This window comes from Sphingobium sp. CFD-1 (assembly GCF_024611115.1).
GTDB classification, from domain to species: domain Bacteria; phylum Pseudomonadota; class Alphaproteobacteria; order Sphingomonadales; family Sphingomonadaceae; genus Sphingobium; species Sphingobium baderi_A.
Genome location: NZ_CP084398.1, coordinates 751592 through 776164 on the forward strand (window position 1 = coordinate 751592; position 24573 = coordinate 776164).

Genomic DNA, 24573 nt, shown 5'->3' on the forward strand with positions numbered 1-24573 from the left:
AGGGGGAGGGCGCGTCGGTCACACGGCGCGCCCTTCGTCTTTGACGAAAGACGGATCGCATACTTTCAATCAATTCGGCGGAAGAATGCTCATGTGGAACGCGGGCTATGTTTCTGAAGTGGATTATCTCTACGGCTATTACCCCGAACTTTCGCCGCAGCGGCTGAAACTGGCGCTTCTTTCGCGCGGGATTCAGCATTCGGTGGGCGAACATCCCAACTATCTGGAATTGGGTTTTGGACAGGGCGTGTCCCTGAATATCAACGCCGCGACGTCGGAAGGGCAGTTTTTCGGAACCGACTTCAATCCCGCCCAGGCCGCGCATGCCCGGGAATTGGCGGAGGCCAGTGGGCAGCCGGTCAGAATATTCGATCACGCCTTTGAAGAATTGATGGCAGTGGAAGATCTGCCGCAATTCGACATTATTTCGCTGCACGGCATATGGTCGTGGATTTCGGCGGACGGCCGTCAGTCAATTCTCAACATCCTGCATCGCAAATTGAAGCCCGGTGGAATCCTCTACATTAGCTATAATGTCACACCGGGCTGGTCGTCGGTCGTCCCGCTGCGTCATTTGATGGCACAATATGCCAAAACGGCCGCCAAGGGCGATCTGTTGTCGAGGGTCGATCAGTCCATCGAGTTTGTCGAAAAAGTCATTGAGGATGGCGCGTCCTATTTTTCGGCCAATCCTGCGCTTGCTCATCGGCTGGAAGCGATCAAGAGACAGGATCGCAATTATATAGCGCACGAATATTTCAACACGTTTTGGGACCCCATGCCGTTTTCCGCGGTCGCGGAAATTTTGGAAAGCGCGAAGCTCGGTTTCGCTGCTTCCGCCAATATATTGGATAATATCCCTTCGATTAGCACGCCGGAAAAAGCGCGCCCTATCCTCGCACGGATCGATGATGTCAAATTACGTGAAACCACGCGCGATTATTTCGTCAATCAACAGTTTCGCCGCGACATTTTTGCCCGCGGCGTTCGCGTCATGTCGCACTATGAATTACTGGAACTTGCCGGGCAGCAATATTTCATGCTCCTTGGTGATCCTGCAACTCCACCTTCCAAGATTGTGGCAGGGGCTGGTGAAGCGTCATTGCGGTCGGATATCTATGGCCCATTGACCGAAGCGCTGGCCAGCAGGCGTCTTGAACCGATAAGCGTGGCGGAGTTGGAGGCGTCGCCAGCATGTAAAAAGCTTTCGCGCGCGCAAATTTGGGAAGCCCTGCTCATCCTTATGGCGCAGGGTTTTGTCGCTCCAGTGCAAATTCCGGGGAGCCAAAGCGCCAGCCCCGGTGCCTCACGTCGGCTGAATGCACATATCTGCAAGCGCGCACAATATTCGGGCGATATTCAGCATCTGGCCGCCCCGACCATTGGCTCCGCTTTGCCTGTGAACCGGATCGAGCAGTTGTTCCTCCATGCCATCCATCAGGTTCACGACGATGCACCGGCATTCGTCCAGACCACCCTGACCGCCCAGGAACAGAGATTGGTCGTCGATGGCAAGGAAATTGCTGGTCCAGAGGAGATGGAGGCTCAACTCAGAAAGATGTTCGTGAATTTCTCTGAAGAAAGACTGCCAGTTTTGAAGGCTGTGGGAGCCGTATAATGCAAGTAATGGTCTAATATATTTTCGATTATTGCTATATTGTGGGGGGTGAAAATGGAGATTAGTCTATTCATATTGGATGTTTCTATTAATACCAAGAAAGATGATCCATACTGCAGGGGGTTGGCCAGAATGGTAGGCGATGCTGCTGGTGAAGGAACGACGAACAGCCGATTTCTGTAGGCGGTGCATCAGCATGACCGACCTGCTTTTCTTCCTTGGTGGCCTATTGATGGGCGCCTTCATCGCAGCGGCTATATGTATAGCTTGGGCATTTCGCATCTGGTCTGAAGATCAGGAAGCATAAACCCGGCTATCGTGCCTTAAACGAGCATTGGTCTGAATTATTGCCGCCGCCGCGTATCTTTCAAGATATGCAGCGGCGGCAATGAGCGTTGAATTGTAGATCCTTCTTATTGGCAATGCGGGGGCCTTTGCGCTACTCTTCCATTGGCTGCGGCGCGATGGATCGCATCTGAAAATATCCGTCAATGTCTGTCCATGCCATTCGTCAGACGTTAAGGAGGGCAACGATGCCTGACCGTCTGCGCTCCCTTGTTGCTCAAGAACTTGCCATGTCCGTCGATTCTCGTGCGGCCGCTATGGCGGGGGCTCTTGCGGCGCGCTATCCCGATGCGGCGCGTGCGGTGCTCTTTTATGGTTCATGCCTGCGGGAAGAGAATCTCGACGGGCTGATGCTCGACTTCTATCTGATCGTGTCTGACTATCGCGCTGCTTATGGCAAAAAATGGCTGGCCACCGCCAATCGCCTGATTCCGCCCAATGTATTCCCTTTCGAACATGGGGGCTTGATCGCCAAATATGCGGTCCTGTCGGAGGCCGATTTCGCACGTCTTTGCGGTGTTGAAGCGGATAATGTGTCGGTCTGGGCGCGCTTTGCCCAGCCGTCACGGTTGCTCTGGGCCGCGGACGATCCTGCCCGGCAAGGCGCTATCGCCGCCATAGCCTCGGCCGCGCCGACGCTGCTGGAATTGACCATGCCGATGATGCCTTCATCGACTGCACATAGCGTTTTGGAGCTATGGAAAACCGGTTTTACGCTCACCTATAATGCCGAACTGCGGGCGGAGCGAAAAGGTCGTTCCTTCTCCATCGTGGATGGCGACCCGGACCGTTATGAACGCTTTGGTGCCGCCGCTCTCGGAGAAATCGCGCGGTTACGGGGTGTCGGGGCGAAAGGCGAAGTGCCGCATGCTCTATCGCCCGATCAGGCGGCGCGGCGCTGGCGGCAATTGCAGCGGCGAGGGAAATGGCTGTCGGTTGTCCGCCTTGCCAAGGCCAGCTTCACCTATGCGGGCGGGATCGACTATCTCGCCTGGAAGATAAATCGCCACGCGGGCACAAGCATTGAGATCAAGCCATGGCAGCGCCGCCGGCCGTTGATCGGTGCGCTCACTCTGCTGCCGCGGCTGTTCCGGGGTGGCGCGATCCGTTGAGGGCGTTGGATAGTGACACTGACAGGGCGGCGAGCGTGTAGGGTTTGCGTAGCACCTCATATCCCGCGAAATCGGTGCTTTCCGCAGTATCGCCAGCATATCCGGTAACGAACAGCACCGGCAGATGCGTATAGGCGCTGGGCAGGGATCGCACCAGTTCGGGACCGGTCATGCCCGGCATCAGTACATCCGTCAGAATGAGGCCAATGTCGCGATTCGCCGCCAGCAGTTTCACGGCCTTGTCAGGATGATCGCAGGCGAGCGGCAAGTGGCCCAGTTCCGAAAGGGCTGCCATCGTCTGATTGAGGACACGCGAATCATCTTCCACCACCAGGATGCGCGTCGGCGGATGCAAAGTGGGTTCGTGTTCCATGTCCTGCACGATGTCGGGCGCATCCGTCCCGGCGATAATGCGGCGGGGCAGGTGGATGTGCACGCTGGTTCCCTCGCCCTCTTTCGATTCTATGCGGATCTCACCCTCGCTTTGCCGCACGAAGCCGAAAATCTGGCTGAGGCCCAGGCCCGTACCTTTGCCGACGGGCTTGGTCGTGAAGAATGGTTCGAACACACGGGCCAATATGTCCGGAGACATGCCACAACCGTCGTCCGTCACCGTCAATGTGACATATTCCCCCGCCGGACATTCCCCCACCTCATGCTCGGAAAGCTGGCTCTGGCCCGTTTCGATCGTGAGCTTGCCGCGTCCGTCCATGGCATCGCGCGCGTTGACGCACAGGTTCAGAATCGCGTTTTCCATCTGCTGCTGATCGACGAAGATGCGCCAGCCCTGGGCGTGATGATGGAAAGTCACGATGATCTGATCGCCTATTGTGCGGTCGATCAATTCTTCCATGTCGGCCAAAAGCGTGTCCGGGTCCAGTGCGCTCGGTAATAGCGGCTCTGACCGGGCAAAGGCCAGCAGACGACGCGTCAGCGCGGCGGCGCGGTGGGCGCCTTCCATGGCATTGGCCAAATGGCGGGAGGCTTCCTCCGGTTTCAGCCTCAACTTGCGCTTGGCCAGTTCCAGCCCGCCGACCACCACCGCCAACATGTTGTTGAAATCATGAGCGATCCCGCCGGTCAACTGGCCGATCGCATCCATCTTCTGCATCTGGCGCAGATTCTCCTCGACGGCGGCGCGCTCAGCGGTTTCCTTCTTCAATTGCTCATAGGCTTCGGACAATTCGATAGTCCGCGTGGCGACTGCCGCCTCCAGCCGGTCGGCCCTGTCGGTTTCCACTTCGGCCAGTCGCCGTGCGTTGCGTCGCTCGGTATAAGCGGCATTGGCCAACCACACCGCGCAGAGCACGCTCACCAACAGCGCCAATCCCAATAGCCGATAGGTGCGGCTGACCCAGGCACTGCGGTCGCCGGCAAGGCTCACGGCGAGGCTGCGCTCCGCCAGGCGCTTATTCTCTGCTTGTATCACGCTGTCCAGCAAGGTGGTGATCCGCCGCAGATCCTCCGATTTGCCCGCTTGGTGGAATTGGGCCAGCGCTCCCATTTTCTGGTCATATGTGGTGCGTAGGCCGATCTGGCTCAGCGTCTTGCCGCGGGCGATGAAGGCTTGTTGCAATTGCTGGACATTGTCGCGCTGCCAGCCGGAATCCCGGGTGGCGTAGGCCAGCGACTTGATCTGGCTGGCGGCTGTCCGCCATTGATCCTGGAATAAGCGGCCCGTGTCGGGGTCCATGCTGATGACATAGCGCGCCAACGTCACTTCGGCGCGAGCCGTCGTCGCCTGAAACGTGCGGACCAGGGTGATGACCTCGTAGCTTTTCTGCTGTTCTTCCAGCGCCCGGGCATGATCGCGCGATGCGCTGCTGGCGCCGTAAAGCATGGCGCCCAAGGCTCCCACAAGGAGAATGGCCAGCACGGGAGCAAAGGCGCGCCGAAGGAGCGACCGCCAGCCAGTGCTTTCCTCTTCCATGAAATCGCCTTGGGCCATGGGCTGTTACACTAACCAAACGATGTTGTGCGCGAAACAGCAACGATTAAAAGTTGCAGGCAAAACTGCGATTTTGTCGCGCGTAAAGCTCGTCTGGCCGTGAATTTGCGGATTTGAATCGATCAGCCGATAGCGCCGACGGTCCGTCCGGCCACTTCGAACATGCCGATGATCTGTTCGACCTGTTCATCGCTATGCTCCGCGCAAAGCGAACAGCGCAGCAGGAATGTGCCCGCCGGGGTCGCCGGGGGGCGGGCCATGTTGACGTAAAGGCCCAGTTCCAGCAGCGCCTGCCATATGGCGACGGCTTGAGTCTGATCGGTCAGGATGACGGCAATGATCGCCGATTGCGGTTCCTTCGTCCCCAGCGTGAAACCGAGGTCGGTGAGGCCCTTGTGCAGTCGCCGGCTGTTTTTCCACAGATGCGCCCGCTTTTCGCTTGCGTGCATCAACTTGCGGATGCTGGTCGCGGCGGTGGCGACAACGCTGGGCGGCAGCGAGGCGGTGAATACATAGGGGCGGCAGACCAGCCGCATTACCTCGAACTTGGGGTGGTTGGAGACGCAGAAGCCACCCACCGTGCCGACCGATTTGGAGAAGGTGCCGACGACGAAGTCCACGTCCTTCTCGACACCCTGCTCTTCATAGACGCCGCGGCCATTGGGACCGAAAAAGCCCATGCCATGGGCTTCGTCGACAAGGATCATGCAATTGGGATGTTTGCGGACGGCGGCCACCATGTCGGGCAGGGGCGCAATGTCGCCCAGCATCGAATAGACACCCTCCAGCACGACGAGCTTCAGCGCATCGGTGGGCAGGCGGCCAAGGCGCTTGTCCAGATCCTCGACGCTATTGTGGCGGAAGCGGACGACCTCCGCGTCGCCCAGGAAACAACCATCATAGATGGACGCATGGCTGTCCGCGTCCAGCACCACATAGTCGCCCTTGCCCGCCAGCGTCGAAATCATGCCCAGATTGGCCTGATAGCCGGTCGAAAAGACCATGGCGGAAGAGGTGCCGTAAAATTCCTTCAGCGCATCCTCGACTTCCTTATGCCCCTGGTAGGTGCCGTTCAGAACGCGGCTGCCCGTGGTGCCCGCGCCGAACTCGTCGAGCGCTTTCTTGCCCGCAGCCACCACGTCCGGATCGAAAGTCATGCCCATATAGTTATAGGTGCCGAGCAGGATAGTTTCCTTGCCCTTGATGATCGCGCGGGTGGGGGACAGAACCTGGTCCATGACGATGGCGAAGGGGTCGCGCACGCCCGTCGCCAACAGCGCCTCACGCTCGGCGATTAGGGGGTCGAATTTGGAAAACAGGTCGCGCGAATTTTGCGTGGCGGTGGCTTCGGTCATCTTGATTTATCCCAATATCCGTGCGTCCTGGCGGGGCAGGACCTGTCACGCGCGCGCCTGAACGAACGCCCCGGCACGAATGGGGCGGAAGGTCAGCCCTTCAGTTTCGCCACGGCATCCACCAACTGGCCGATGGTTTCGATTTCCGCCTGCATGTTCATGGTGATGATGATGTCGAATTCATCCTCGATCGCGGCGACGAAGTCCATCACCGTCAGGCTGTCCCATTCCAGGTCGCCCGCGAAGGTGGTGGCTTCGCTCAGCTCCACGCCCTTTTTGTTGAAAGGAACGATTTGCGCGGTAACGCTGTCGAAAATCTGCTGGCGATCCGTCATTATCTCTTCAATCCATGGGGAAGCAAAGCTCGCTTCTGGCAAGGGAATAAGGCGTCAATCGGGCAGCATCTGGCCCGAAAAACTCCATCAGACCATAAGATCAGCGGAAATTATCGGCGTAAGCCTGAATTTTCAGCGATTTTGGTGCGGTCTGGATGACCGTATACGCAATGCCTTCCCGCTCGGCATAGGCGCGCGCTGCCTCCTCGGAAGGAAAAGTCAGCTTGAGTTGCTGCTTCATGTCGCCCGATCCGGCCCAGCCGGTCAGCGGATCGGGCTTCTTCGCTTCGGCGGGAGCATATTCCAGCACCCATTTATGGGTCAGCGCCTTGCCGGATTGCAGGGCGTTCTTCTGGATCTGGTAAATGCGCGCGCTCATCGCGTGAAAGACTCCGTGAAATCGTGCAGCCGCGTTGCACCAGCGGACAGGCGTTCGTCAAGACTTGGCGTCAAGACTTGGCGTCAAGGCTTGGCACGGGCATCGGAGCGTTTCGTCCGCAACGTCGCCGCCGCGCCAGCCGGATCTTCGGGCCAGGGATGCCTAGGATAGCGCCCGCGCATTTCCTTGGCCACCGCATTCCAGCTTCCAGCCCAGAAGCCGGGCAGGTCGCGCGTCGTCTGGATCGGACGGCCCGCAGGGGAGGTGAGGGAGAGGACAAGCGGAATATGCTGACTTCCCACCACAGGATGCTCGGTCAGGCCGAACAGAGCCTGCGCGCGTAGTTCCACGCGCGGTCCACCCTCGGCCGCATAATCGATTTCATGGCTGCTCCCGGCGGGCGAGCGAAATTCGGGCGGTGCGAGCCGGTCGACCTGCTGCTTTCCATCCCAGCCGATCAACCCTTCCAGCACGCCCGAAAGTTGCGATCTGTCGATATCGGACAAGCGCCGCCTGCCCGTGAGCAATGGCGGTAGCCATTCGTCCAGCGTTGCGATGAGCGTTTCGTCCGACAGGAGTTCGACACCCGCGAAATCCGCCCGTATCCTTAATGATCGCGCTGCTTCCGACCATGGCAGCAGATCCAGCCCGCCTTGTCGAACTCCCTCCAGCAGCGCCGCGGCCACTGCATCCGGCTCGGGCAGATCGTCAAAGCCGGAAGAAATCCGCACCGCGCCCAGCCGCCGCTCGCGCAGGGCTTCGACCCCGCCCGTATCCGACCGAAAGCGCACGGTCCTATGTTCCGCGATCCTGTCGCCGAACAAGGCCAGCACATCCGCTTCGCTCAGGGGCGCGGCGGAGAGGATACGCGCGCCCGCCGCGCCACCCTGAACCGCGCCAACTGCCAGCCAATCCTCACGCGTGAGTGGCGACAAGGGATCGAGCCGGAAGCCGCGTCCGCCCACGCTCGCCCAATCCGCGCCATCGGCGGAGCGCCGCTTCGCCACCCGGTCGGGAAAGGCGAGCGCAAGGCAGAGGCCGACTGCATGCTCCCCCTTGCCATTTGCGGGACGGGCCTGGGCTGCAACAAGCCGTGCCCACCGTTTCGCCATCGTTCGCGCGGCATCCGCGCGCTTGCCGTTCTCGCGCTGCCAGCGCGTGCGCCGATGCGACAGGTCGATATCCTGACCGCCAACGCCTCGCTCACCCAGCAGCACCGCGACGTCAGCGGCAACATCGGCCAAGCCCCTATCACCCGCGCGCACCAGCATATGTCCGATACGCGGTTCGACCGGCAGTCGGGCAAGCGCCTTGCCGTGCGCCGTAATTCGCCCATCTGCGTCCAGCGCATCCAGCGCCGTCAGCCGCTTGCGCGCTTCCGCGATGGCGGCAACAGGCGGGGAATCCAGCCAGCGCAGCCCTGCTGGATCGCTCACGCCCCAAAGGGCACTCTCCAGTAGCAGGCTCGACAGATCGCTTTCCAGTATCTCCGGCGGATCGAAGGGCGGCATCCCCGCCGTCGCCGCCGTTTCCCACAGCCGATAGGCGACGCCCGGCCGCTGGCGCGCCGCACGTCCGGCGCGCTGGATCGCCGCCGCCTGGCTGGCGCGCTCCGTCACGAGCCGCGTGACGCCTGCCGCCCGGTCATAGCGTGGCCGCCGCGCCAATCCCGAATCCACCACGATCCGAACGCCGTCGATGGTGAGGCTCGTTTCCGCGATGGACGTTGCGAGAATGACCTTCCTTCGACCTTCTCGCGAAGGGCGTATCGCGGCGCGCTGGGCCGCCGGTTCCAGCGAGCCGTGCAATTTGTGGATTTCCGCGCTCGCGCCTTCCAGCCGTTCCGCCGTTCGTTCGATTTCCGCGACGCCGGGAAGAAAGGCAAGCACATCGCCCTCCGCCTCCTCCGTCAGCGCCCGGCGGATGGCCGCTGCCATTTCGTCCTCGATCCGCTTTTCCGTCGATCGTCCGATATGCCGTAATTCGAGCGGTTGAATGCGCCCTTCGCTCTCGATCACCGGCGCACCATCCAGAAGCGCGGCAAAGCGCGCGCCGTCCAGGGTCGCCGACATCGGCATGATTCGCAGGTCCGGCCGCAGCGCGCCTTGCGCGTCCAGCGCCAGCGCCAGTCCGAAATCGCTGTCCAGGCTGCGCTCATGTACTTCGTCGAACAGCACTGCGGACACGCCGGACAGTTCGGGGTCGTCCTGAATCCGGCGCACGAAAATGCCTTCGGTCAGCACGAGGATGCGCGTCCGGGCAGACTGGCGGCTATCCATTCGCGTGGCATAGCCAACCGTTCCGCCCGGCTGCTCGCCCATCAGTTCGGCGATCCGCTCCGCTGCAGCCCGCGCTGCCAGCCTGCGGGGGGAGAGCAGCAGGATTTGCCCGTCACACCATGGCTCATCAAGCAGGGCGGGAGCCACCGCCGTCGTCTTGCCTGCGCCGGGCGGTGCGACCAGCACGGCATTACTCCCCGCGCGCAGGGCAGCGAGCAAGTCGGGTAGCACATCATGGATGGGCAGATCGGTCATTCTCGCCCTGTCGCGCCATTCCGCTTCCGGCGCAATGCTATCCGAAGAGATAGAGGTGGATTGGGTTCTTCGGGTCCAGCAGCATCTTCGCCGTCAGCGCCAGCGACATGACGATCAGCAGGGGCCGGATCAGCCGGCTGCCGAAGCGCATCGCCAGTCTCGCCCCGATCTGCGCGCCCACGATATTGGCGACCGCCATCGCCAGTCCGACGATCCACAGCACATGGCCGCCTACCATCATGGTCAGCAAGCCCGCCAGATTGCTGGCGAAATTGGCTGCTTTGGCCTGCGCTGTTGACCTGAGCAGGCTGAGGCCGCCCAATGCCAGGAAGATCGTCGTATAAAAGGCCCCGGCACCCGGCCCGAAAAAACCGTCGTAAAATCCGATACCGCCGATCAGCAGGGAGAGCGACGCTATACCGATGCGCTGATGCCGGTCGATATCGCTGATTTTGGGCGAGAAAGTGAAATAGGCCGCGATGGCGATCAACAGCGCGGGCATCAATCCTGCCAGGATCGACGGGCTGACTCTCTGCACCAGCCATGCGCCGCCCACCGATCCGGCAAAGGCCGCGATGATCGGCCAGCGGTAGGTTTTGAGGTCCATATGCCCCGCCCGCGCATAGGCGATGCAGGCCCCGAATGTGCCAAGGGAGGATTGCAGCTTGTTGGTTGCCACTGCGCCGACCGGCGGCACGCCCGCCGCCATCAACGCGGGCAGGGTGATGAGACCCCCGCCGCCAGCCATGGAATCGATCACCCCCGCCATAAAGCCGGCGATCATCAGAAAGGCGATGATTTCAGGAGACAGGATCATCGGTTCCGCCCTTGAGCGTCAACGATGCTGGGCAGGGAATCAGTATGCACGCGCGATGGCGAATTCCACTGCTTCCACCAGCGCCGCCTTGGCCTTGCCACCGTCGAACATGCCCAGTGCGTCGATGGCACGCTGCCCATAATGGCGAGCGCGGGCCAGCGTATCGTCGATCGCGCCCGTCTCGCGCAGCAGCCGCGTCGCATGGGCCAGATCTTCATCGGCGATCCGGTGCCCGGCGATGGCGGCTTTCCAGAAGGCGCGATCTTCTTCCGAACCCCGCGCATAAGCGAGGATCACCGGGAGTGTCACCTTGCCGTCGCGGAAGTCATCTCCTGCATCCTTGCCCATGGTCGCGCCATCCGATTCGTAGTCGATGGCGTCGTCGATCAGTTGAAATGCGATGCCGAGGTTGCGGCCATAGACGTCCAGCGCCTGTTCCTCCGCCTCGTCACGTCCGGCGACCACGGCGGAGATGCGGCAGGCAGCGGCGAACAAGGCGGCGGTCTTGGCGACGATGATATCGAGATACTGCTCTTCGCTCGTGTCGATCTTGCGTTGGGCGGTGAGCTGGTTGACCTCGCCTTCCGCGATCACCGCGGAAGCGCCCGACAGGATCTTCAGCACCTTGAGCGATTCGGCCTCGACCATCAGTTCGAAGGAGCGGGAGAAGAGGAAATCGCCCACCAGTACGCTGGCGCTGTTGCCCCAGATGATGTTGGCGGTCTTGCGGCCACGGCGCAGCCCCGACCCGTCGACCACATCGTCATGCAGCAGCGTGGCGGTGTGGATGAACTCGACCGCGGCGGCGAGTTTGTAATGGCGCGATCCGGCGTAACCCACCAGTTCGGCGCAGGCGAGCGTCAGCATCGGCCGCATCCGCTTGCCCCCGCCCGCGATCAGATGGCCCGCCAGTTCGGGGATCAGCGGGATACGCGACTGCATCCGATCCAGGATGACGGCGTTTACCTGATTCATCCCATCCGCCACCAGAGCCATCATGGGCGCGAGCGAAGGCGCGCTGCCGGTGCGGCCGATAGGGTGGACATTGCCTGTGACAGGGCCTGTGGCGGGTGCGGTCATGACAGGGGCCATGTGGCGGCGCAAAATGCTAAAGGCAAGCGGGAATAGCTTGCCTCACGATGCGTTAGGCGCAAAAAGCGCCCGAAGAACGGAGGAACTGCGTGGACGAGACATTGAAGCGGTATCGCGAAAGCATCGACAATATCGATGCGGCGCTGGTGTTCATGCTGGCCGAACGCTTCAAGATCACCCAGGCCGTGGGCCGTTACAAGGCGGAGCACAAGCTGCCTCCCGCCGATCCGGGCCGCGAAGACAGCCAGATCGCCCGTTTGCGGCAATTGGCGCTTGATGCTCATCTGGACCCCGACTTCACCGAGAAATTTCTGCGTTTCATCATCGATGAAGTCATCCGCCATCACGAACAACTGCGCGAGCAATAAGCCGTTCAGGCCGGTTCGACGACATCGTCCGCGCGCGGCTTGCCCCGGGATCGGCCCAGCAGAACCCCACCCAGCGCCAGCGCGAATCCGCCAAGCTGTACCGGGCCTAGCCTTTCTCCGAAAATCAGCCAGGCTTCGACGGCGGCCAGCGGCGGCACGAGCAGCAGCAGCATCGACATCCTCGTCGGTCCTTGATGCCGTACAAGCCATACCAGCAGCGACAGCCCCGCCGCCGACAGGCCCAGCACCGACCAGCCGAGTCCTACCCAAAGCATCGCGCTATTGTCCCACCGCGCCTCGCCCATGAAAAGGGCTGCTGCGATGGCGACCAGCGCGCCGCCTCCATTCTGGACCGCACCTGAAATCGCAATGCCATCCCCCGCGATGGCGCCCCGCTGGATCAGGGTGCCGGCCGCCATGCCCATGATGGCAAGCAGAGCGGCAACGGCGGGCAGGATGGCGATCGAACCCGTGCCGGATCGCTCGATCGCGGGCGCCAGCACGCAACCTACGCCGACGATGGCGACGCCAAGCCCCGTCCATGCGCGCGCGGGCAGATGTTCATGGAGGAAGATGACGCTGGCCACCGCGACCATCAGCGGTTGAAGCGCGCCCAGCAGCGCCATGATCCCGGCCGGCATCCCATGATCGACCGCCCACCAGCTCAGCGTCAGATATACTCCGTGCAGCATCGCGCCCGCCGCCAGATGCAGCGCCAGCCTTTTGCCGCGGGGCAGGGCCTGCCGCGCGCAAAGCGCCGCCGCGCCGAGCACCAGCGTCACCAGCGCCAACCGCACCGCCAGCACCAGTTCGGGCGAGCCATGCGGCACCACGGCGCGCGCGACGATGAAGCCGGTGGACCAGATCAGGACGAAAAGGGCGGAGGCAAGGAAGGCCAGCATGGGCCAGCGCCTTTGGCCCACCCGCACCTTTATGTCGAGGGCCGTTCGGCTATTCCCTGCCCGCTCGGATCGCCGCTCCCCCGGCAAAGGGCGTGACCGCCACCAGCAAAAGCGAAGCCGCACCCAGGAATTTGAAAGCCGCGCCGCTGCCGTCGCTCAGCGTCCCCGCGCCAAAGATCAGCAGCGGCACGGCCAGCGGCAAGGCCAGCAGCCCGGCCAGTGCTCCGCTGGACCGTAATCCAGCGGTGAGGGTCGCGACCAGCAAACCCAACGCCGCGAGCGCGGGCGTCCCGATCAGGAGGCCTGCTTCCAGCAGGATGATCGTTTCGGGGTCCAGTTTCAGCAGGGCGGCGGCAGGCAGCGTCGCTATCATCAGCGGCGGCCCGAAACCCAGCCAATGCGCGATCAGCCGCGCCAGGACGATCATCTCCTCCCCGATGCCGCGCAGGGCGATCTGGTCCAGCACGCCCGAATCGCGATCAGGCGTCACCAGACGATCTACAGGCAGCAGACTGGCCAGCAACGCCGCGATCCACAACATGCCCCCGCCTGTTCGCCGGAGCAGCGGTGCGTCAGGACCAACAGCAAAGGGATAGAGGCTCGCCACCAGCAAGAGGAAGGCGACCGGCAGCCACAGCCCCGCCGAGCGCCATGCCTGCCCCAGATCGCGGCGGGCCAGCAGCCACATTATCCTCATGCGTCTTCTGCCTCCGCCGCATAAGCGCGCAGGTCGATCCGTGCATGATCCGCAATCGGCAGCGGCTGATGCGACGCAGCCAGAATAATGCCGCCCATGGCCAGATGACAGGATATCGCTGCGCCGAGCAAATCCAGCGATGCATCGTCCAGCCCGTTGCCCGGCTCGTCCAGCAGCCATATCGCCGCCTCTGAAGCGATCACACGCGCCATCATCGCGCGCTTGCGCTGCCCGGTGGAGAGCATCCGCACCGGCACCTCCGCGAGCGGCAGGAGCGCCATGGCGTCCAGTGCGCGCTCCAACGTTCCGTCATCCACTCCGTCCAGCCGTGCCCAGAAACCCAGTGCCTTCAGCAATGGCCGCTCGCTATCCAGCGCCAGCCGCTCGTCGGTCAGGGCTATGCCGCCGCGCATGTCCACTCTCCCGGCAAAGGCGGGCAGGAGGCCCGCGCAAATCCGCAACAGGCTAGACTTGCCCACGCCATTGGGGCCGGTGAGCAGCGCACTGCCGCCCGCTTGCAGATCGAGCGTGACATGCCGGAACAGCATCCGTCCGCCGCGCATACAGGCTACATCCGACAGGCGCAGCACCGCGTTCCTCATGGCGCAACCATGTCTTCCAGTACGTGCATGTCGAGGTCGGACAGGCCGAAATGATGGCCGATCTCATGCACTACGACATGGGTGATAAGCGCATCCAGAGCGACGCCGGTTTCCACCCATTCGTCCAGCAGCGGTCGGCGGAAAAGATGGACGGTCGGCGGCGTATCCCCGGTCTGCGCTTCATGGCCCACCGGTCGTCCGGTATAAAGGCCGGTAAGGCCAAAGGGATCGTCGATCTCCATCTCCTTCAGCACCTGTTCGTCGGCGAAATCCTCGACGAACAGGATTACATTGGACAAATGCGCGGCGAACGGATCGGGCAGGCGGCTCAGGGCCTGGAGCGCCAGCGTTTCGATATCTTCTTTCGTCGGCGCGAAACGCTGTGGTTGACGGGTGTCGGACATGGCTGCGACATAAGCCAAAGCAGATTGTGAGGATAGTCAAATGGTTGATAAACTGGACGGAGAAGCGCGGGCGCTGGCGCTGGCAGGACTTCCCGACTGGACAACGATTGGCGAACCTGACGGCATTCGCCGCCGCTTCGCCTTTACCGATTTCAACGAAGCCTTTGGTTTCATGACGCGCGTGGCGTTGTTGGCGGCCAAGGCGGATCATCATCCTGAATGGTCGAACGTCTATAATCGCGTGGACATCACGCTGACCACGCACGATGCGGGCGGCCTGTCCCAGCGCGATATTGCCATGGCAACCGCCATCGATGCGCTATTGGCTGCGCGTTAGATTATTTGCCGATATATTTGCTGTTGCCCGTGCCGCTTTCGATCCGGTCCTCATAGCCGGAAAGGGCGGCGATCACCGTGGCGTTGCTCGCATAGCGCATACGCAGCGCAGCCAGCCGGCCGTCGGTGCCGGAACACAGTTCTGCGATATTTTCCTCCAGATAAGCGCGCCGATCCGCATCATAGGGTTCCTCGCCCCGGAAATGGTCGCAACTGTCCCGTTCGACCATGAAGTTCGTCACCTCCTGGGGAAAGGGCGCAAGCTGCCCCGCTTGCCCCGAGGGCGGCAGGTCGAGCGGACGGTAAGGCGGTGGCGGGGTGACGGCCATTTCCTGACTGTCCGGCAATTTGGCTTGCAGCGGCCCTTCCGCTTCGGCGGGCGCGATGACCTTGGTGGGCGGCAAGTCCTTTATCCTGACGGCAGGAGGTGGGACTGTCTTTCCGACTATGGGTGGGGGCGGCGTAACGGCAGGCAACTCATTCGCGGCTCCGCCATGTTGCGTCTGATCGGCGTTGGCGGAACGCTCTTCCGACGATGATGAACAACCGCCGACAAGGGCCAGCAGGATCGTTGCAATCAGTGTCGCGCGGATGCTCATCCGATCTCCTCTCGCAGGCTGGCGATCAGATCCGCGATGTGCGGCAACCGCTCCTCCTCCTGGTCCAGGATCGCCAGAAACGCTTCCCGCCTATAGTCATGCAGTCGCTCGGGCGAAAGGCGGCTTGCTGCGGGTATGGCGGAAATCGCGATATCCAGCAGCCGCTCCACCCCGTGCAGCCGTCCCCACAGATAATCGTTCTCTCGATAGGCGCGGCTGAAGAAAGCACCGAAATTGTTGAATTCTATGCCTTTCAGCGTGGCTTCAGCACCGCCTGACCGGATGGCGCCGCAATCTTCGGGCGAAATGCGATCGACCTTGATCGGATCATATTCGTCGGCGGTTTCGCCCTGCAAGAGCGGCAGTGTGGCAATGTCGTAGAAGGGGAAGCCCAGATAGGCGAGCAGCATGATGCGCCGCTCTTTCTTCGGCAAGCCAGCCAGCGCATCGGCCAACATTCTGTCGGCGGCGTCGTCCCGTGCCCTCAGGTTGCGTTCCTGCGCGATGGCGGCCAAGGCGGCGGCGGCGTCGGTCGGCACCTCACGCGCTGCGGCGCGAACGGTTTCCGCGTGGAAATCGGCTTCTTCGCACTCCGAATAATGGGCCAGCGCCTGATAGATGGCGTTGCGCAGCTTTTCGATCGCCGCCTCCTCGGCCGCGTTTTCGATCTCCAGAGCCTCCGTCAGCCGCCGCGCCAGGAAACGCAGCCGCCGCACGCGGAAAGCCAGGTCATGGGTGCGGAAAAACAGCACCGGCGCGGAAGATGGCCCTGCATCCTCCGTCAGCTTGTCCGCGCCGGTAGCGCGCACTTCCGCCCAGATCGCCTGACGATAGTTTTCGTGCATCATCGGACTGTCCTCCCCGCTCAGGCGGAACAGCAGTTCCGCGAGCGATTCGACGATTCCCGATAGCTTGAGGTGCCCGTAAGCCGGAAAGGCGAACCCAGCCGAACTCGCCGCCCGCTGCTGCGCCTTGGCGCGCCAGGTGGACAGCCGCGCAGGCGTGGGCCGGTCCAGAAAAAGCATCCCGCCAATGGCGCTTTCCACTTCCGCCTCGATGCCGGGGCGCAGCGCGTGCAATATCCGCACCATGCGCCGGACGCGAGAGGAATGCTGGTCGATCGCTTCCAGATTGTCGCGGATCGGCTGTTCGCGCGGAATGTCGCTCAGCGCCCCGAAAATGGTGCGAAAAAAGCCCGGCAGCCGCGTGTCTCCGGGCATTTCCTCCTCCGCTTCCCCTTCGCGGTTCAGGCGGATGGAATGATGTCCCGGCTTGGGATCTATATAGACGAAACGGCGATCCACTTCCCGCCGGGAGGGCCGGTTGCTGAGCGCCCCTATGGCTTGCGCGAAGGGCGCGTTGGCAAGGACGGAGCCGTCGATCAGCACTGCGTCCTCCGCCACGCCCTGCGCCACATGCCGTGGCAAGGCCCGCGCCAGAAAGGCGTCGCGCGTGGGCCATGCGCGATGACGGCGTTTCAGCACCGCATCCAGTTCCCGCACGGTGAAGGGCGGGAAGGCTCCCGGAAAGCTCGCCGTCGCCCGCGCCGCAAAGACCAGTTCGGCGGCATCGGCAAAGGCCCGCCGTCCGTGCCCCTGCGCGCGGAAGCCGATGGAGAGGCGATGCTCCGTCTCGATCACCTGTGGCGGGCTGTTGAGCGTCAGGCTTTGCGGATGCCCTTCGAAATCGGTGACGGTGACGAACAGATCCAGCGGATGCCCGTTGGGCAACAGCGGCGGGCCGCCTCCCGTCGCTTCCATCGCGTCGAAGGCGTCGAGGATCATGCCGGAGAAGATCTCCCCGCCAAAGGGTGGCTCGAACCAGCGCGAACGGATGAAGCGGGACAATTTGCGCCGCACTTCCTCTCGCGTGTCGGGCGCGACCGTGCGCTCCACCGTATCGCCAGGCCGCCGTGCCGCCACCCACACCAGGGGTGTTGCCCAGAATTTCGTGATCGCCCGGGCGGGGCGGGCATCGGGAGCCAGCAACTGATCGACATCGGCATTTTCCAGCCACATGTCGGTCAGCGGCTCCAGCGACTGTCCCGTCTCGATCGCCTGCGCCAGAAAGATGCCGTTGATCCCGCCCGCGCTCGCCCCGGCAATGATGTCGGGCATGATCCGCAGCCTGATGCCGCTTTCCTGCTCCATGGCTTCCAGCAGGCGGCGATAGACGGCTTCGGTGCTGCCCTGGTGCGGCGTCCCGTCATGAAAACCCCGGCTCGCCCGCGCCAGCCGCCAGATCTCCTTGGTGATGCCGTGCATATATACGGCAAGGCTGATGCCGCCATAGCAGACCAGCGCCAGCCGGAGTTCCTTCTCCCTCATGCCTCATGGATCGCAGAGCGGACGAAGCTTGTCGAGGGGGCGTCAGTCAAGCCGGAACTCCGCCCAGATCGGCAGATGGTCCGACGCCTTGCGCGCCGCCGCGCTTTCATGGACGCCGCTATCCGCCAGCTTCAGCCGCCCGCAATGCATGATCCGGTCGAGTCGCGCCACCGGCCGCCGCGCATGGAAACTCCGTCCGCAGGGCGCAAAATTATAGTGCCGCGCGAAGTCGGCCAGGCACCCCCGGTCCGCGCTCCATTCATTGAGGTCGCCCATCAGCACCGTGGGCATTGCCGCGCCCTGCGCCGCCGCATGGATCATCGCCGAAGCCTGTCGCCGCCGCCACAGGCCCGACAGGTCCAGATGCATCCCGAACACGCGTATGGTTGCGCTGTTCAGCGTCACTTCCGCCATCGTTGCGCCGCGCGGTTCCAAGCAGGGGAGGTGAATCACATCATGCGCGCCAACCTCCGCACTCTTGCGGACGAGAATCGCATTACCGTGCCAGCCCATTGAGTCGGTCTGCACATTGAGCGGCACAGCCTTATAGCCGCTCTGGCTGTCGAGCAGCAGCGGCGGGAGAGCCGCCGACCGCACGCCGAATCGCCTGTCGGCTTCCTGAAGCGCGATGATGTCGGCGTCGACTTCGTTCAGCACGTCGATCACTCGTTCTGGGATGCGGCGGCGGTCGGTGCCGATGGCCTTGCGGATATTGTAGCTGGCGATGCGAATGGACTTCATGGTGATGTAATGCGTCAGAAGCCCCTTCGTTTCCAAGGGGCAATGCAGCTTGCTCGCTCTTGAATTTCTGCATCCGGCCAGTTGCGGACAACCCACCTTCGTTCAGGGCGAATGGAGATAAGGGAATGTCCACCCTCCACCCAAAGGCGAAAATCCTAACCAAACCGCCAGCCGGGATTGTGTTCTATATATGTTCTGATATGCGTGGATCATGGCAAAGGCAAAGCGTAAATTCGTCTGTCAGCAATGCGGCACCATATCGGGCCGCTGGCAGGGCCAGTGCGACGATTGCGGGGAATGGAACAGCATTGTCGAGGAAGCGGCCGAAACCATCTTTTCCGCGCGCCACGATCTTCAGACCGGAGGCAGGGGGATTTCCCTCGTCGGCCTGAACAGCACCGTTCAATTGCCCGACCGCACCAGTACCGGGATAGCCGAGTTCGACCGCGCATTGGGCGGCGGCATCGTCTTCGGTTCCGCCACGCTGATTGGTGGCGATCCGGGTATCGGCAAATCCACGCTTCTCCTGCAAGCCGCCGCCCGCATCGCTGCCCGCGGTCTGTCGGTCGCCTATATCAGCGGGGAGGAAGCCACCGATCAGGTTCGCCTGCGTGCCCAACGCCTCGGCCTTGGCACGGCGCCGGTGCAACTCGCCAGCGCCACCTCCGTCCGCGATATATTGACCACGCTGGGGGAAGGGGAGCCGCCTGCGCTGCTCGTCATCGATTCGATCCAGACGATGCACAGCGACCTGATCGAAGGCGCGCCCGGCACCGTCAGTCAGGTTCGGGCCTCGGCTCAGGAACTCATCCGCTTCGCCAAGCAGCGCGGCACCGCGCTTGTCATGGTGGGCCATGTGACCAAGGATGGCAGCATCGCCGGTCCCCGCGTCCTCGAACATATGGTCGACACGGTGCTGAGCTTCGAAGGCGAGCGAAGCCACCAATATCGCATCCTGCGCGCGATCAAGAACCGCTTCGGCGGCACAGATGAGATTGGGGTCTTCGCCATGGTGGCAGAGGGGTTGGAGGAAGTCGCCAACCCTTCCGCCTTGTTCCTCACCCACCGTGATGAAAGTGTGACGGGGGCAACGGTATTCCCCGCGCTGGAAGGGACGCGCCCCGTTCTGGTCGAAATCCAGGCGCTGGTCGTCCGCCTGTCGAGCGGCGCGACGCCTCGCCGCGCGGTGGTCGGTTGGGACAGCGGGCGGCTCGCCATGGTCCTCGCCGTGCTGGAGGCGCGCTGCGGTCTCAGCTTTTCCACCTGCGAAGTCTATCTGAACGTGGCGGGCGGCTATCGCCTGTCGGACCCGGCGGCTGATCTTGCCGTTGCCGCCGCGCTTATGTCCGCGCTCACCGAACGCCCGGTTCCCGCCGATGTCGTGCTGTTCGGTGAAGTGGCGCTTTCGGGCGAAATCCGTCCCGTCGCTCATGCGCCGCTGCGTCTGCGCGAATCGGCCAAGCTCGGCTTCAACCGCGCGTTCGTTCCTGCTGCCGCTGCCGATGGTGTGAAGGGCATTTCGGTCAGCGGTTATCGTGCTCTCTCACAGCTTGTTGACCAGATGCTCGGGCGCGGATAGCCAGCCATGCCATGAACGCCGTCGACATCCTCGTCCTCCTCGCCATCGGCGGTTGCGCCATTTTCGGTTTGATGCGCGGTTTCGTGCAGGAAACGCTCTCGCTGATTGCCTGGGTGTTGGCGATCTTCGCCATCCGTTTGTTCCATGCTTCGGTTGCTGAACTGCTGACCCCGCTCATCGGTACGGAAAGCGGCGCGGCGATGCTGGCGTTGGTGCTGGTGTTCGGCGTGACCTTCGCGGCGGGAAAACTGCTCGCCCATGCCATCGGCAAGCGCACGCGCCAGTCGATCCTTGGTCCGGTCGACCGTGTGCTCGGTGGCGGCTTCGGCGCGATCAAGGGCCTGATCGGCGCGACCCTGTTCTTCCTCGCTTTCAGCCTTGTCTACGATACTTTCTACGGCAGCGGCGCGCGCCGCCCCGATTGGCTGTCTGACGCGCGCACCTATCCGCTGCTCAACGCGAGTGGACAGGCGATCAGCGAATTTGTCGCGGAACGACGCGCGCAGAAGCCTGCGGAACCGGCAGCGAATTAAGACGCAGATCCGGCGGGCGGCGGTTTTTGGCTAGGCTTTGCCGTTAAACAAGCCCGTGCTCCTGCCTTCGCGGAGGCGCGGCATATATGGGATCAGTGGTCAGTTCGCGAAGCCATCAAGGCGGACAAAAGCCGCCTCCTACAACCACCCCTTGACCCGATAAGCCTGCACCGTCGCCTTCAGTCCATCCTCGGTCGCTACCTCCGGCGACCACAGTGCCCTGGGCGGATGTTGCCCCATAGCGGCTACCCAGTCGGGGTGACAGAAATAGCGCACCCGGTCGGGCGTCAGCTTCGCGCCCTTGCCTCGGAAGAAACGGTCCATCCGCGCGCCCGCGCCCAGCAGCCACGCGGGTGTCGCCATGGTCCGCACCGTCCGCCCCAGCGCATGCCCGATTGCCTGCCCGAAATCCTGATGATCCCATCCCTGTGGCGTGCCGTCATCGACCTCATAGGTCTGCGCGAGGCTCATATCCGTCTCGCCCGTCAGCGTCAGCAGCAGTCGCGCCAGATCGCTGACCTCGATCACTGAAAGCCGCCCGCCCGGTGGCAGCAGCATCACGCCCCGCTTCGCCATGCGGAACAGTTCCAGCATCTCCTGGTCGCCCGGTCCGTAAATAGCGGGCGGGCGCACGATGGTCCAATCCAGCCCGCTGGCTTTCACATGCCGTTCGGCCAGTTCCTTGGACCAGCCATAGTCCGACAGTCCCGGCTCGCGCGCGGCCAGCGAAGATACATGCACCAGCCGCCTGACACCGCGCTTTCGCATGGCATCGACCACCGCCATCGTCCCGCGCGCATTGCCGACCTCAAAGCTGTCGCGGTCCGGCGCATTCACCACGCCTGCAATATGAATCACCGCGTCCACGTCGCGCACCAGCGTATCCAGCGCGGCGGCATCGTCCAGCGACCCTGGCACCCATTTAAGCCGTGCGCGCGGCGGTTGCGCCCGGCGGGTAAGGGCGCTTACATAATATCCGGATTCCAGCGCCTGGTTGAGCGTTTCGGCGCCGACGAATCCCGTCGCGCCGGTCATGGCGATGCGAAGTGTCATGGGGAGTCAGACCATCGCCAGATGGTCGCGATGGACCAGCACCGATCGGGGCAGATGACCCAGCAGCGCGGCGATGTCCTCGCTTCGCTTCCCTGCGATCCGCGCGGCTTCCTCGCTATCATATTCGATCAGGCCGCGCGCGATCACCCGGCCGTCCTCCGTCAATATATCGACCACATCGCCCCGTGCGAAAATGCCTTCCACCTTCGCTACGCCTGCCGGGAGCAAACTGTTGCCCTTGCCCAGCGCCTTTTCCGCGCCCGCATCGACGACGATCCGCCCGCGCACCGTCAACCGGCCCGCCAGCCATCCCTTGCGCGCGCGCTTTGCGGGGGCAGCGAGGAAGATCGACCCGCGCCCGCCCTTCGCCCAATGAGACAGCGGCGCTTCCACCTTGCCCGAAATGATGGCGAGGTGCGCGCCCGCGCTCGTCGCGATTCGCGCGGCCTCGATCTTGGAGGTCATGCCCCCCGATCCCATGCCCGAAGCGGACCCGCTGTCCGCCATGCCCGCGATCCGCGCATCGATGCGCTCGATTGTCTCTATCAACATGGCCTTCGCATCGGCATGCGGGTTGGCGCTGTAAAGCCCATCCACGTCCGAAAGGAGCACAACCGCGTCAGCCCGTGCCGCCTGTCCGATGCGCGCCGCCAGCCGGTCATTGTCGCCGAAGCGGATCTCCGCCGTGGCCACGCTGTCATTTTCATTGACCACCGGCACGACGTTCAACTGCATCAGCCGCTCCAGCGTCGCCGAAGCGTTGAGATAGCGCCGCCGATTCTCCAGATCGTCCAGCGTCACCAGCATCTGCGCGGCGGTGATGCCGTTTTCGTGCAGCAAGCTGGCCCAGCATTGCGACAGGGTGATCTGCCCGGTCGCCGCCGCTGCCTGCGCGTCTTCCAGCGACCCGCGCCCGCCCTTGGGGAGTTTCAGCCGCCGCGCGCCCAGCGCGATGGCCCCCGACGACACGATGATGACCTGCTGGCCCGCCGCGCGTCGCTCCGCCACATCGGCGACCAGCGTGCGGAGCCAGTTTTCACGCACCTGGCCATCGGGATCGACCAGCAATGCCGAGCCGATTTTGATGACCAGACGGCGGATTTGTGCGGGTAGGAAGCCGGAGAGAGGCGTTACAGGGGCGACCATGTGCTTTCGCCTTCCTCGCCCTCATCATCCGGCGCGTCGCCCTTATTCTGTGCCTCCCCCAGCAAGGGCAGCACGGCGTCCAGCAAAGCGCCTACGCCTTCGCCGGTCGCGCCGGAGATGATGAACATATCGACCACGCCCGCCTCGTCGCGAAGCTGCGCCGCGATGTCTTCCATCAATTCCTGCCCCAGCAGGTCGCCCTTGTTCAGCGCCACCAGCTGCGGTTTTTCGTCCAGCCCCGCGCCATAGGCGGCCAGTTCGTCCTGCACGATCCGAAATGCCTCGACTGGATCGTCGCCTGTCGCGTCGACCAGATGCACCAATACTCTGCACCGCTCGATATGCCCCAGGAATCGGTCGCCGATCCCCGCACCCTCGGCCGCGCCTTCGATCAGGCCCGGAATATCCGCCAGCACGAACTCCCGATCCCGATGGAGCACGACGCCCAATTGCGGCTTGGTGGTGGTGAAGGCATAGGCCCCCACCTTCGCCTTCGTATTGGTGACCTGATTGATGAAGGTCGATTTGCCAGCATTGGGCATCCCCAATAGCCCGACATCGGCCAGCAGTTTCAATCGCAGCCACACCCACATTTCCTGTCCCGGCCATCCCGTGCCATGTTGGCGCGGCGCGCGGTTGGTGCTGGTCTTGTAGGACAGGTTGCCCCGCCCGCCGTCGCCCCCGCGCAGCAGCACGAGCCGTTGCCCGACCTGGGTGAAGTCGGCCAACACCTCCTGCTCCTCATATTCGGGGATGCCGTCCTCGTCCTCCGTGCCTTCGATCGGCTGGGGATCGGAGAGGATCTGCGTGCCGACGGGAACCTTGATGACCAGATCGTCGCCGCCAGCGCCATAGCGGTTCTTGCCCGCGCCGGGCATGCCGCGCTGTGCTTTGAAATGCTGGGTATAGCGAAAGTCGATCAAAGTATTGAGGCCTGCGACGGCTTCAAAGATGATGTCGCCTCCCTTGCCCCCATTGCCGCCGTCGGGGCCGCCATATTCCACATATTTTTCGCGCCGGAAACTGACCGCTCCGGGGCCGCCCCAGCCGGACTTGATGAAAATCTTGGCTTGATCGAGAAAGTGCATCGCGCGCCCATAGCCGCTTATGCGGTGAAGTTAAACCGGCGATGGAAGGGGGCCTGCTGCTTGACGGTGGGAGAGGGGGCGTCATCATGGCGGGATCATGACCCATGCGCCCACGCTGCATAGCGAAAGACTGGTCCTGCGTCCCCACCGGCAGGAGGATTTTCTTGCCTGCCGCATGCTCTGGAGTGATGCCGAGGTGGTTCGCCATATCGGCGGCGCGACGCAGGATACGCAGGCGGTCTGGTTCCGCATGCTACGCTATGCGGGCATGTGGCAACTCCTTGGCTATGGCATGTGGGTGGTGGAGGACTGCGCGACAGGCGCCTTTCTGGGTGAAGCTGGCCTGCTAAGCGCCTGTCGCGGCATTGCGGAGCTGGAGGGTGTGCCGGAAATCGGCTGGGTCTTTTTACCGTCCGCCTGGGGTAGGGGAATCGCCTCTGAAGCGGTCGGGGCGGTGCTGCGCTGGGCCGACGCCCATATCGACGCTCCCGCGATTCGCTGTATTATCGAAGGCGACAATGTCGCGTCGTTCCGGGTGGCCGGGAAACAGGGCTTCTCCAGTATAGGAAAAGCCCTGATCGACGGAACCCCCGTCGAAATCCTGGACCGTTCCCGCGCCTCAGCCGGATAGGACCGGGAGTTTGGCTCCCGGCCCGAATTGCG

24 protein-coding genes are annotated in these 24573 nt (G+C 62.9%); 7 read left to right on the top strand and 17 right to left on the bottom strand.

Features of this window, described 5'->3' with window-relative positions; all coding sequences use genetic code 11:
• Positions 1 to 91: 91 nt before the first annotated feature.
• On the top strand, positions 92 to 1618 hold the full coding sequence (locus tag LDB26_RS03740) for a class I SAM-dependent methyltransferase (protein WP_257540411.1): 1527 nt from the start codon (positions 92 to 94) through the stop codon (positions 1616 to 1618).
• A 533-nt stretch (positions 1619 to 2151) separates the two neighbouring features.
• A complete protein-coding gene (locus tag LDB26_RS03745) occupies positions 2152 to 3075 on the top strand; it encodes a hypothetical protein (protein WP_257540413.1) in 924 nt (307 codons plus the stop codon).
• Here the strand turns inward: LDB26_RS03745 and LDB26_RS03750 are convergent.
• From LDB26_RS03750 to LDB26_RS03780, 7 genes are all read right to left on the bottom strand, one after another.
• Complete coding sequence (locus LDB26_RS03750) at positions 3032 to 5005, bottom strand: ATP-binding protein (RefSeq protein WP_373886161.1); 1974 nt, start codon at positions 5003 to 5005, stop codon at positions 3032 to 3034. The genes LDB26_RS03745 and LDB26_RS03750 overlap by 44 nt on opposite strands.
• 140 nt (positions 5006 to 5145) lie before the next feature.
• A complete protein-coding gene (locus tag LDB26_RS03755) occupies positions 5146 to 6378 on the bottom strand; it encodes an aminotransferase class I/II-fold pyridoxal phosphate-dependent enzyme (protein ID WP_062064216.1) in 1233 nt (410 codons plus the stop codon).
• A 92-nt stretch (positions 6379 to 6470) separates the two neighbouring features.
• On the bottom strand, positions 6471 to 6713 hold the full coding sequence (locus LDB26_RS03760; protein WP_062064217.1) for an acyl carrier protein: 243 nt from the start codon (positions 6711 to 6713) through the stop codon (positions 6471 to 6473).
• Positions 6714 to 6813: 100 nt separating this feature from the next.
• Entirely contained in the window at positions 6814 to 7092 is a 279-nt protein-coding gene (locus tag LDB26_RS03765; RefSeq protein WP_062064219.1) for an ETC complex I subunit, read from the bottom strand.
• 83 nt (positions 7093 to 7175) lie between these two features.
• Positions 7176 to 9626: an ATP-dependent helicase HrpB gene (hrpB, locus tag LDB26_RS03770; protein ID WP_257540417.1), complete on the bottom strand. Its 2451-nt coding sequence runs from the start codon at positions 9624 to 9626 to the stop codon at positions 7176 to 7178.
• Between the two features lie 37 nt (positions 9627 to 9663).
• The gene (locus LDB26_RS03775) at positions 9664 to 10443 is read right to left on the bottom strand and encodes a TSUP family transporter (protein WP_257540419.1); all 780 of its coding nucleotides are present in this window, start codon (positions 10441 to 10443) and stop codon (positions 9664 to 9666) included.
• 39 nt (positions 10444 to 10482) lie between these two features.
• A complete protein-coding gene (locus LDB26_RS03780) occupies positions 10483 to 11535 on the bottom strand; it encodes a polyprenyl synthetase family protein (protein WP_062064223.1) in 1053 nt (350 codons plus the stop codon).
• Between the two features lie 89 nt (positions 11536 to 11624).
• Here LDB26_RS03780 and LDB26_RS03785 point away from each other — a divergent pair, with 89 nt between their 5' ends.
• Positions 11625 to 11903: a chorismate mutase gene (locus tag LDB26_RS03785; RefSeq protein ID WP_062064224.1), complete on the top strand. Its 279-nt coding sequence runs from the start codon at positions 11625 to 11627 to the stop codon at positions 11901 to 11903.
• A 5-nt stretch (positions 11904 to 11908) separates the two neighbouring features.
• On the opposite strand, the gene LDB26_RS03790 is transcribed toward LDB26_RS03785, so the two are convergent.
• Genes LDB26_RS03790 through LDB26_RS03805 form a run of 4 tightly spaced genes read right to left on the bottom strand, consistent with a single transcriptional unit; the run spans position 11909 to position 14508 of the window.
• Entirely contained in the window at positions 11909 to 12805 is an 897-nt protein-coding gene (locus tag LDB26_RS03790) for a DMT family transporter (RefSeq protein WP_257540421.1), read from the bottom strand.
• A gap of 49 nt (positions 12806 to 12854) precedes the next feature.
• The gene (locus tag LDB26_RS03795; protein WP_257540424.1) at positions 12855 to 13502 is read right to left on the bottom strand and encodes a heme exporter protein CcmB; all 648 of its coding nucleotides are present in this window, start codon (positions 13500 to 13502) and stop codon (positions 12855 to 12857) included.
• Positions 13499 to 14104, bottom strand: a complete 606-nt coding sequence (gene ccmA / locus LDB26_RS03800) for a heme ABC exporter ATP-binding protein CcmA (protein ID WP_257540426.1) — start codon at positions 14102 to 14104, stop codon at positions 13499 to 13501. The genes LDB26_RS03795 and ccmA overlap by 4 nt, the downstream gene beginning before the upstream one ends.
• Positions 14101 to 14508 (bottom strand): metallopeptidase family protein, encoded by a 408-nt coding sequence (locus LDB26_RS03805; RefSeq protein ID WP_257540428.1) that lies wholly within the window; start codon positions 14506 to 14508, stop codon positions 14101 to 14103. The genes ccmA and LDB26_RS03805 overlap by 4 nt, the downstream gene beginning before the upstream one ends.
• A 40-nt stretch (positions 14509 to 14548) precedes the next feature.
• Between LDB26_RS03805 and LDB26_RS03810 the strand changes: the two genes are divergently transcribed.
• Positions 14549 to 14845 (top strand): 4a-hydroxytetrahydrobiopterin dehydratase, encoded by a 297-nt coding sequence (locus LDB26_RS03810; RefSeq protein ID WP_257540430.1) that lies wholly within the window; start codon positions 14549 to 14551, stop codon positions 14843 to 14845.
• 1 nt (position 14846) lies between these two features.
• Here the strand turns inward: LDB26_RS03810 and LDB26_RS03815 are convergent, their stop codons facing one another.
• The 3 genes from LDB26_RS03815 to LDB26_RS03825 are packed head-to-tail and all read right to left on the bottom strand — an operon-like array spanning position 14847 to position 18511.
• The gene (locus tag LDB26_RS03815) at positions 14847 to 15443 is read right to left on the bottom strand and encodes a hypothetical protein (protein WP_257540432.1); all 597 of its coding nucleotides are present in this window, start codon (positions 15441 to 15443) and stop codon (positions 14847 to 14849) included.
• On the bottom strand, positions 15440 to 17770 hold the full coding sequence (locus LDB26_RS03820) for a patatin-like protein (protein WP_257540434.1): 2331 nt from the start codon (positions 17768 to 17770) through the stop codon (positions 15440 to 15442). The genes LDB26_RS03815 and LDB26_RS03820 overlap by 4 nt, the downstream gene beginning before the upstream one ends.
• Before the next feature lie 42 nt (positions 17771 to 17812).
• Positions 17813 to 18511 carry an endonuclease/exonuclease/phosphatase family protein gene (locus tag LDB26_RS03825; RefSeq protein WP_257540436.1) on the bottom strand — a complete coding sequence of 233 codons (699 nt, stop codon included), beginning with the start codon at positions 18509 to 18511 and terminating at the stop codon, positions 17813 to 17815.
• Between the two features lie 211 nt (positions 18512 to 18722).
• Here LDB26_RS03825 and radA point away from each other — a divergent pair, with 211 nt between their 5' ends.
• Positions 18723 to 20090, top strand: coding sequence for a DNA repair protein RadA (radA, locus tag LDB26_RS03830; RefSeq protein ID WP_257540438.1), 1368 nt, complete (start codon positions 18723 to 18725; stop codon positions 20088 to 20090).
• Positions 20091 to 20101: 11 nt separating this feature from the next.
• Complete coding sequence (locus LDB26_RS03835; protein ID WP_062064234.1) at positions 20102 to 20623, top strand: CvpA family protein; 522 nt, start codon at positions 20102 to 20104, stop codon at positions 20621 to 20623.
• Positions 20624 to 20761: 138 nt separating this feature from the next.
• On the opposite strand, the gene LDB26_RS03840 is transcribed toward LDB26_RS03835, so the two are convergent.
• Genes LDB26_RS03840 through obgE form a run of 3 tightly spaced genes read right to left on the bottom strand, consistent with a single transcriptional unit; the run spans position 20762 to position 23910 of the window.
• Complete coding sequence (locus LDB26_RS03840; protein WP_257540440.1) at positions 20762 to 21676, bottom strand: NAD(P)-dependent oxidoreductase; 915 nt, start codon at positions 21674 to 21676, stop codon at positions 20762 to 20764.
• A 6-nt stretch (positions 21677 to 21682) separates the two neighbouring features.
• A complete protein-coding gene (proB, locus tag LDB26_RS03845) occupies positions 21683 to 22822 on the bottom strand; it encodes a glutamate 5-kinase (RefSeq protein ID WP_257540442.1) in 1140 nt (379 codons plus the stop codon).
• The gene (gene obgE / locus LDB26_RS03850) at positions 22807 to 23910 is read right to left on the bottom strand and encodes a GTPase ObgE (protein WP_257540444.1); all 1104 of its coding nucleotides are present in this window, start codon (positions 23908 to 23910) and stop codon (positions 22807 to 22809) included. Before obgE ends, proB begins: the two co-directional genes overlap by 16 nt.
• A gap of 97 nt (positions 23911 to 24007) precedes the next feature.
• Here obgE and LDB26_RS03855 point away from each other — a divergent pair, with 97 nt between their 5' ends.
• Positions 24008 to 24541, top strand: coding sequence for a GNAT family N-acetyltransferase (locus tag LDB26_RS03855; RefSeq protein WP_257540447.1), 534 nt, complete (start codon positions 24008 to 24010; stop codon positions 24539 to 24541).
• Positions 24542 to 24573 lie beyond the last annotated feature (32 nt).